The 8,369-nt window shown below is 62.2% G+C and carries 6 protein-coding genes; 3 read left to right on the top strand and 3 right to left on the bottom strand.

Going from position 1 to position 8,369, the window contains the following annotated elements:
• Positions 1–91: 91 nt before the first annotated feature.
• The 3 genes from ACW9HW_RS27105 to ACW9HW_RS27095 all read right to left on the bottom strand — a co-directional run bounded on the left by ACW9HW_RS27105 (position 92) and on the right by ACW9HW_RS27095 (position 3,007).
• On the bottom strand, positions 92–841 hold the full coding sequence (locus ACW9HW_RS27105) for an enoyl-CoA hydratase-related protein (protein WP_457402376.1): 750 nt from the start codon (positions 839–841) through the stop codon (positions 92–94).
• A gap of 131 nt (positions 842–972) precedes the next feature.
• Positions 973–1,908, bottom strand: coding sequence for an iron-sulfur-binding ferredoxin reductase (locus ACW9HW_RS27100; RefSeq protein WP_457402375.1), 936 nt, complete (start codon positions 1,906–1,908; stop codon positions 973–975).
• Positions 1,901–3,007 carry a GGDEF domain-containing protein gene (locus ACW9HW_RS27095; RefSeq protein ID WP_095193135.1) on the bottom strand — a complete coding sequence of 369 codons (1,107 nt, stop codon included), beginning with the start codon at positions 3,005–3,007 and terminating at the stop codon, positions 1,901–1,903. The genes ACW9HW_RS27100 and ACW9HW_RS27095 overlap by 8 nt, the downstream gene beginning before the upstream one ends.
• A gap of 451 nt (positions 3,008–3,458) precedes the next feature.
• Between ACW9HW_RS27095 and ACW9HW_RS27090 the strand changes: the two genes are divergently transcribed.
• The 3 genes from ACW9HW_RS27090 to ACW9HW_RS27080 all read left to right on the top strand — a co-directional run bounded on the left by ACW9HW_RS27090 (position 3,459) and on the right by ACW9HW_RS27080 (position 8,306).
• Complete coding sequence (locus ACW9HW_RS27090; protein ID WP_095193134.1) at positions 3,459–4,982, top strand: fumarate hydratase; 1,524 nt, start codon at positions 3,459–3,461, stop codon at positions 4,980–4,982.
• Between the two features lie 229 nt (positions 4,983–5,211).
• Positions 5,212–6,987, top strand: coding sequence for a sensor histidine kinase (locus ACW9HW_RS27085; RefSeq protein ID WP_095193291.1), 1,776 nt, complete (start codon positions 5,212–5,214; stop codon positions 6,985–6,987).
• A complete protein-coding gene (locus ACW9HW_RS27080) occupies positions 6,972–8,306 on the top strand; it encodes a sigma-54-dependent transcriptional regulator (RefSeq protein WP_095193133.1) in 1,335 nt (444 codons plus the stop codon). Before ACW9HW_RS27085 ends, ACW9HW_RS27080 begins: the two co-directional genes overlap by 16 nt.
• Positions 8,307–8,369: the final 63 nt, after the last annotated feature.

Raw genomic sequence — 8,369 nt, 5'->3', positions numbered from 1 at the left:
AGCAGGCTCGCTCCCCCATCAGATCGGTGTACGCCGTACCACTGTGGGAGCGAGCCTGCTCGCGAAGAGGCCAGCCCAGTCACCACAATGCTTAATGCCGGTTGATAAACCCCACCAACGCCGCCATCGCCTCCGGTGAGCGCAACCGCTGGGTGAACAACGCCCCCTCCTCCTCAATTACCTTGCGCAACAACTCTCGATCCGGGGCTTTCATCAATTGCTTGCTGATACGAACCGCCTCCGGTGGCAAGGACTCGAAGCGCAACGCCATTTCCCGCGCCCTGGCCAAAGCTTCTTCGCCACTGCCCAAGGCTTCGGACGCAATGCCCCATGCGGCCGCTTGCTCACCGTTGAATCCTTCACCGAGCAGTAACAGTTCTGCCGCTTTGGCCTGCCCGAGCAGTCGCGGCAGGATCAGGCTGGAGCCGAACTCGGGGCACAGGCCAAGGTTGACGAATGGCATGCGCAAGCGTGCGTCGCGACTGACGTATACCAGATCACAGTGCAGCATCAGCGTCGTGCCAATACCCACGGCAGCGCCCGCCACGGCGGCGATCACCGGTTTGCGGCACTCGAGCAGGTTGAGCATGAACTGGAATACGGGGCTGTCGAGATTGCCAGGGGGTTGCTGGATGAAGTCGGCGATGTCGTTACCGGCGGTGAAGCACTCGCTGGAGCCGGTGATCAGTACCGCGTTGATTTCAGGGTCGCTATCGGCCTGCTTCAGCGCTTCGGCCAAATGACTGTACATAGCGCGGGTCAGGGCGTTTTTCTTCTCGGGGCGATTGAGGCGCAGCGTCAGCAGGCCGCGTTCGCGTTGCAGCAAAATGGCTTCGGTCATGGCGTGTCCCGATTGAGAGGATCGACTGTGGCGAGCGAGCTTGCTCGCGTTTGAGTGCGCAGCGCTCACAGATTTTTGGGGCCGCTGCGCAGCCCAGCGCGAGCAAGCTCGCTCGCCACAGAAATCAGCGCTCAACCACGGGGCAGGAACACATCGGCCAGCAGTTGATTGCGCGGCAGTCCCGCCAGATACAGGCGCCGGGCAAAGGCGTCGACGCTGTCGGGGGCTCCGCAGAGTAAGGCCAGGGTTTGCCGGGAAACAAGCCGCAGTTGCGCCAAAGCCGCTGGCAACTCGGCCGCAGTCCACAGCTCGATACTCAGGTTCGGACGGCTGGCCGCCATGGCCAGCAGTGGCTTGGCCAAATAATGCTCACTCGCATCATGGGCCAGGTGAATGACACGGATCGCGCCTTGGTGATCCTGGCGCATCGCTTCACGCAGCACGCCGAACAACGGCCCCAACCCGGTACCGGCGGCGATCAGCCACAGGGGTCGGTCGTGCCAGTCAGGGTCATAGTGCAAGGCCCCGCCGCGCAACTCGCCCAGGCGGATCGGATCGCCGATCTTTAGCTGACGCGCCGCGTCGCTGAATTCCCCTGGCAGGCGACAATCGAGGTGAAACTCCAGGAAGCGGTCGTCTTCCGGCAGGCTGGCGAGGGAATACGGCCGCGCAACGTTGCCCGCCCACAACACCAGATGCTGGCCGGCGCTGTATCGCAACGGCCGCTGCGGGGTCAGGCGCAAGCGCAACACGCTGTCGCTCAACCAATCGACGGCCGCCACCTCGGCCGGGCGGCCGTCCTGTTGCGGGTCGAAGGTGTGCACCTGCAAGTCCTCGACCACCTGACACTGACACGCCAGGCGCCAGCCTTGCTGGCGCTGCTGCGCACTCAAGGCATCCGGGCGGCTGTCGCTCGGCAGTCCTTGCACACACTGCACCAGGCACGCATGGCAACTGCCGGCGCGACAGCTATAAGGCACTGCCACGCCGTTCTGATTCAGGGCATCGAGCAGATTGCTGCCCGCCGCCACCGACCACTGGCGGTCGCCGACGCGCAACTCAGGCATCGACGTTTTCCCACGCTGCCGCGCAACGGTTGCGCCCGTCACGCTTGGCGCGATACAGCGCCTGATCGGCCTGCTGCAAGGCATCGTCGAGATCATCCCCTTGCTCGAGCAGGGTCATGCCGGCGGACAGGCTGAGATTGCGCACGTTGAGTCCGATCAATTCGACATCGGTGAACGCGATGCGCAGCCGTTCGCAACACAACGTCAAACTGTCGGCATCGCAATCGGGCAGCAACACCACGAACTCTTCGCCGCCGTAACGGGCCAGGACGTCACCGTCGCGCAGGCATGCGGTGGCCACGCCGGCAAAGGCTTGCAGCACCTGATCGCCAGCGGCATGACCGTGCAGATCGTTGATGCGTTTGAAATGGTCGAGGTCGATCAGCGCCAGGCCATGCACGACGCCGACTTCCATGGCATTGAGTTCGCGGGAGGCCAGGCGCAGGAAATGCCGGCGGTTGAACAAGCCGGTCAGTTCGTCGGTGGCGACGAGGTCTTCGAGCTGGCGCATCATTCCGCGCAACGTGTCCTGGTGCGCCTGCAAGGCAAAACGCCGCTGACGCATGCGGTGGCGCGAGGCCTGGACATAGCCGGCATAGAGCACCAGCCAGACCAGTACGATCAGCAGCACACACACCTGCAACGCCGCCAGGGCCGGGTCGGGCAGCTGGAAGTGGTAGCCCTCCCATAGCGTGATCGCGCTGAAACTGAAGAACACCAGCAAGGCGCAGCGCAGGAATGAGCGACGGGACAGATGGAACAGCCCGAACAGCAGAATCAATACGTAAAAAACCAGGAACGCCCCGCGCGCATCGTCCAGATGGGCGATCAGCCAGGTTTGCCAACCCAGCCCCAGTAACACTTGGGCTTCAGTCAGGCTGGGGTCGGCGAAACGCAGATTGCAACCGGAGTAGAACACCGCGAACAAGGCCGCCTGGCTGATCACCACCAGCGCGCTGCCCAGGGCCATACCCGTCAGTGAGTCCTGGTAGTGACCGGAAAAAAACGCCAGCCACACCAACAGCAATGCCAGGGCGTAGGTGCCGGCCGCGAGGGCAAAACGTTTGATTAGCAATCGCTGGATGGCGTTATGGGTCAATCGTTGACTCACCGAATGAAAGAAGACTGACAGAGCGTCCTACTCTACAGACTGGATGTCACTTTAGTGGCGTGGCCGATAAATGACCATCGATTTTCCGGCGAGATCCTACTTGAGGTTCTGATACATCTGCGCCGAGTGCGTTACCTGTGGCGAGGGGATTCATCCCCGTTCGAGTGCGAAGCAGTCGTAAATCCGATGCACACGTTATGCCTGATGGACCGAGGTGCAGTTTTCGGGGCGGCTTCGCCACCCAACGGGGATAAATCCCCTCGCCACAGGATTGGACTATCGGCGGGTGTGCCCTTGAGCGAGGCGCGCTATACTGCCGCGCCTTTTTAGCGTCGCGCCAGCATGCCCGGCGTGCCTTGAAAGGTGCTTGCAACCGACCGATGCACCCAAGCTGCAAGCACCTTATTGAATGTTCCCGTCTTTTAGAGGAGCGCGACTCATGACCGTGATCAAGCAAGACGACCTGATACAGAGCGTTGCCGACGCCCTGCAGTTCATTTCCTATTACCACCCCGTGGATTTCATCCAGGCGATGCACGAGGCCTACCTGCGCGAAGAATCGCCGGCAGCCCGTGATTCCATGGCGCAGATCCTGATCAACTCGCGCATGTGCGCCACCGGCCACCGTCCGATCTGCCAGGACACCGGCATCGTGACCGTGTTTGTCCGCGTGGGCATGGACGTGCGTTGGGACGGCGCGACCATGAGCCTGGACGACATGATCAACGAAGGCGTGCGTCGCGCCTACAACCTGCCGGAAAACGTCCTGCGCGCTTCGATCCTCGCCGACCCGGCGGGCGCTCGCAAGAACACCAAGGACAACACCCCGGCCGTTATCCACTACTCCATCGTTCCGGGTAACACCGTGGAAGTGGACGTGGCGGCCAAGGGCGGCGGTTCCGAGAACAAGTCGAAAATGGCCATGCTCAACCCGTCCGACTCGATCGTCGACTGGGTTCTGAAGACCGTTCCGACCATGGGTGCCGGCTGGTGCCCACCGGGCATGCTCGGCATCGGCATCGGCGGCACCGCCGAGAAAGCCGCGGTGATGGCCAAGGAAGTGTTGATGGAATCCATCGACATCCATGAGCTGAAGGCCCGCGGCCCGCAAAACCGTATCGAAGAAATGCGTCTGGAGCTTTTCGAGAAGGTCAACCAGCTGGGCATCGGCGCCCAGGGCCTGGGCGGCCTGACCACCGTGCTCGACGTGAAGATCATGGACTACCCGACCCACGCCGCTTCGTTGCCGGTGTGCATGATCCCGAACTGCGCCGCTACCCGTCACGCGCACTTCGTGCTCGACGGCTCCGGTCCGGCATCGCTGGAAGCGCCACCTTTGGACGCCTACCCGGAAATCGTCTGGGAAGCCGGTCCGTCGGCCCGCCGCGTTAACCTCGACACCCTGACCCCGGAAGAAGTGCAGAGCTGGAAGCCGGGCGAAACCGTCCTGCTCAACGGCAAAATGCTCACCGGTCGCGACGCCGCACACAAGCGCATGGTCGAGATGCTGAACAAGGGCGAAACCCTGCCGGTGGACCTCAAAGGTCGCTTCATCTATTACGTCGGCCCGGTCGATCCGGTGCGCGAAGAAGTGGTGGGCCCTGCCGGTCCGACCACCGCGACGCGAATGGACAAGTTCACCCGTCAGATCCTCGAGCAAACCGGCCTGCTGGGCATGATCGGCAAATCCGAGCGCGGTCCGACCGCCATCGACGCGATCAAGGACCACAAAGCCGTTTACCTGATGGCAGTGGGCGGCGCGGCTTACCTGGTGGCGCAAGCGATCAAGAAATCCCGCGTGGTGGCGTTCGCCGAACTGGGGATGGAAGCGATCTACGAGTTCGACGTCAAAGACATGCCTGTCACTGTTGCAGTCGACAGCAAAGGCGAGTCGGTACACATCACCGGTCCTGCCATCTGGCAGCAAAAGATCAGTGAAAGCCTGGCGGTTGAAGTGCAGTAAGCACTTGGACTGACCCGAAAAAGGCGACAGGGCTATCCCTGTCGCCTTTTTTATTGGCCCATCACCGGCTTTTGTGGGAGCGAGCCTGCTCGCGAAAAACCTGAGGACAACGCGTTCAGCAGGACGAACGCATTATCGTTGATGACCTTCGCGAGCAGGCTCGCTCCCACAAGGAGAAGTCGCTCATGTTATGGTGCGCCCCCTCCGTACCCCATGTGTAATGCCCAGCATGTTCTTGTCATCCCGCCCCCTGCGCTTGACGCTCTATACCTTGGTGATCATCGCCGGTGCCGCCATTGTCGCCACCCTGGCCATGCGCCACACCGTGCGCCAATCCCTGGTCGAAGACGCGGCCCGTGCCAATCAGCAACTGGCGCTTTACGCCACCTCGCTGCATACCTTGATCGAACGCTACCGCGCCCTTCCCTCGGTACTGGCGCTGGACCCGCAATTGCGCGACGCGCTCAAAGGACCGGTCAGCCCCGAGCAACAGGACGTGCTGAACCGCAAACTGGAAAAAATCAACGGTGCCGCCGATTCCTCGACCCTGGAATTACTCGATCGCACCGGTCTGGCCGTGGCGGCGAGCAACTGGCGCTTGCCCAGCAGTTACGTCGGCCACAACTACGGGTTTCGTCCCTACTTCAACCAGACCCGTACCCAGGGCACCGGACGCTTTTATGCGGTGGGGGTGACCAGCGGTATTCCGGGGTACTTCCTGTCCAGCGCCGTGACCAACGACGACGGGCAGTTTCTCGGCGCCATGGTGGTCAAACTCGAGTTTCCCGAGCTGGAGCGCGAATGGCGCCAGGGTAACGACACGTTGCTGGTCAGCGACGCCCGCGGGATCATCTTCATCGCCAATCAGCCAGGCTGGCGCTACCGGCACTTGAAACCGCTGAGCGACAGCGATCACGCCGAACTCAAGGCCACCCGCCAATACAACAAGCAGCCATTGACGCCGCTTGAATACCAATCGTTGCGCCGCTTCGACGACAACAGTGAACTGGTACGGGTGAAGGGTCCGGACAGTGATGCCGACTACCTGTGGGAATCCTTGCCGCTCGCCGCCGAGGGCTGGACCCTGCACTTGCTGCGCCGTCCCCAGGTTGCCTTCGAAGACAGCCGCAACGCCGCACTCGCTGCGGCCGGATTGTGGCTGACCCTGGTGTTCCTGCTGCTGTTTCTCAATCAGCGCTGGCGTTTGGCCAAACTGCGTCAGCGCAGTCGCGAGGAGCTCGAACAACTGGTGGAAGAACGTACCCGCGACCTGCGCACCGCCCAGGACGGCCTGGTGCAATCGGCCAAACTCGCCGCTCTCGGGCAGATGTCGGCCGCCCTGGCCCACGAGATCAATCAACCGCTGACGGCCCAGCGCATGCAACTTGCGACGCTGAGGCTGCTGCTTGATCACGGACGGGTCGACGAAGCGTACAAGGCACTCAAGCCGGTAGACGAGATGCTGACGCGCATGGCAGCCCTCACCGGTCACCTGAAAACCTTTGCCCGCAAAAGCCCCAGTGGCTTGCGCGAACGCCTGGACCTGGCGGCGGTGGTCGACCAGTCGCTGCATCTGCTCGACACCCGGTTACGCGACGAGCAAGTCAGCACAGTGCTGCACCTGGCACGCCCGGCCTGGGTCCGCGGCGACGCGATTCGCCTGGAGCAGGTGCTGATCAACCTGCTGCGCAATGCGCTGGATGCGATGCAGGACAAACCCTGCAAGCGCCTGGAAATCCGCCTCGAAGCCGAAGAACAAGTGTGGCACTTGAGCGTTATCGACAACGGCAGCGGCATCGCGCCAGAAAACCTGTCCAAGGTGTTTGATCCATTTTTCACCACCAAACCGGTGGGCGATGGCCTGGGTATCGGCCTGGCGGTTTCTTTCGCTATCGTTCACGAATCGGGCGGTTCCCTGACGGCCGAAAATCACGCCAATGGCGCGGTCTTCACCCTGACCCTACCCATCGATCTGGAGGCCCATGGCTCATGCTCAACTCAGTGATGGTCGTGGACGACGAAAGCAGCATCCGCAGCGCCGTCGAACAATGGCTGAGCCTGTCGGGATTCGAAGTGCAGTTGTTCAGCCGTGCCGACGAGTGCCTGGCGCAGTTACCGAAGCATTTTGCCGGGGTGATTCTCAGCGATGTGCGCATGCCCGGCATGACCGGCCTGGAACTGTTGGCCGAGGTCCAGCGCCGTGATGCCGACCTGCCGGTGATCCTGCTGACAGGCCACGGCGACGTCCCCATGGCTGTCGATGCGATGCGCGATGGCGCCTACGACTTTCTGGAAAAACCCTTCAGCCCCGAAACCCTGCTCGGCAGCCTGCGCCGGGCTCTGGACAAGCGCCGACTGGTCCTGGAAAACCGCGCCCTGCACGAACAGGCAGACAACCGCGCCAAGCTCGATGCTACGCTGCTCGGTGTATCCCGAGGCTTGCAGGTTTTGCGCGGGCAAGTGCTGGACCTGGCGGCGCTGCCGGTCAACGTGCTGATCCGTGGCGAAACCGGCAGCGGCAAGGAGCTGGTTGCCCGTTGCCTGCACGACTTCGGACCGCGTGCCGACAAACCTTTTGTTGCATTGAACTGCGCGGCCATCCCCGAGCAATTGTTCGAAGCCGAGCTGTTCGGCCACGAAAGCGGCGCCTTCACCGGCGCCCAAGGCAAGCGCATCGGCAAACTCGAATACGCCGATGGCGGCACGTTGTTTCTCGATGAAATCGAAAGCATGCCCTTGGCGCAACAGGTGAAATTGCTGCGGGTGCTGCAGGAGCAGAAGCTCGAACGCCTGGGGTCGAACCAGAGCATTCGCGTGGATTTGCGTATCATCGCCGCGACCAAACCGGACCTGCTCGACGAAGCACGGGCCGGACGTTTTCGCGAGGATCTGGCCTACCGATTGAATGTCGCCGAATTGCGTCTGCCACCGCTGCGCGACCGCCGCGAAGACATTCCATTGTTGTACGAATCCTTCGCCCGCCATGCCGCCGAGCGCCTGGGTCGTTCATTTTCGCCATTGAGCGGGCCGCAGTTGAGCCATCTGCTGAGCCACGACTGGCCGGGCAACGTGCGCGAACTGGCAAACGTGGCCGAGCGTCAGGTGCTGGGGCTTGGCGAGCCTGTGCCCGCGGGCATCGAACCCGGACAATCTCTGGCGGCGCAGCAGGAAGCCTTTGAAGCACAGTGCCTGCGTGCGGCGCTGACCCGGCACAAGGGTGATGTGAAAGCCGTGCTGGAAGAACTGCAACTGCCGCGTCGCACCTTCAATGAAAAAATGCAGCGGCATGGGTTGAGTCGCGAAATGTTCCTTCCCGAAGCCTGATTTCCTAGTGTTTGGTCTGGCCTCTTCGCGAGCAGGCTCGCTCCCACAGTAGCCCGGTGTACA

Source organism: Pseudomonas sp. SDO5532_S415 (assembly GCF_054071155.1).
Note: the sequence above shows the minus strand (reverse complement) of the source record. Positions and strands in the feature narration are given on the sequence as shown.